The organism is Micromonospora sp. CPCC 206061 (assembly GCF_036906915.1).
Taxonomy (GTDB): Bacteria; Actinomycetota; Actinomycetes; order Mycobacteriales; family Micromonosporaceae; genus Phytohabitans.
On the sequence record NZ_JBAKHX010000234.1, the window covers coordinates 1 to 615 of the forward strand.

The following is a 615-nucleotide window of genomic DNA, read 5'->3' on the forward strand; positions in this document are numbered from 1 at the left end:
GGGACTGTCAAGATAACGGTGTAACTGGATCTTGCTAACTGTCTACTTGCGACCGGCGGACAGGCGTCCGTCGAAGGCGATGTCGAAGGCGTTCAGCGCGGGCTTCCAGCGGGTGATCCATCGTTTGGTGCCCCGACCGGTCGGGTCCAGAGCCATCACGGCCAGGTAGACGCACTTGAGTGCTGCTTGCTCGTTGGGGAAGTGCCCGCGGGCGCGGACCGCGCGGCGGATCCGGGCGTTGACGCTTTCGATGGCGTTGGTGGAGCAGATCACCCGGCGGATCTCCGGGCTGAACGCGAGGAAGGGCACGAACTCGGCCCAGGCGTTCTCCCACAGCTTCACGATCGCCGGATACCTCTCGCCCCATTCCTGGGCGAACTCCAGGAACCGTTCCGTGGCGGCGGCCTCGGTCGGCGCGGTGTAAACCGGTTTGAGGGCCTTGGCGATCGCGTCCCAGTGCTGCCGGCCGGCGTAGCGGAACGAGTTGCGTAGCAGATGCACCACACAGGTCTGCACGACGGTTTGGGGCCAGACCTGTCCGATCGCGTCGGGCAGGCCGGTCAGCCCGTCGCAGACGGCCATGAGCACGTCGGCGACACCACGGTTACGCAGCTC

The 615-nt window shown here is 66.0% G+C and carries 1 protein-coding gene; it reads right to left on the reverse strand.

The annotated features are described in order from the left end of the window. Positions 1–42: 42 nt before the first annotated feature. On the reverse strand, positions 43–615 hold a 573-nt coding region (locus V6V89_RS41540), incomplete at its 5' end, for an IS256 family transposase (protein ID WP_334625248.1).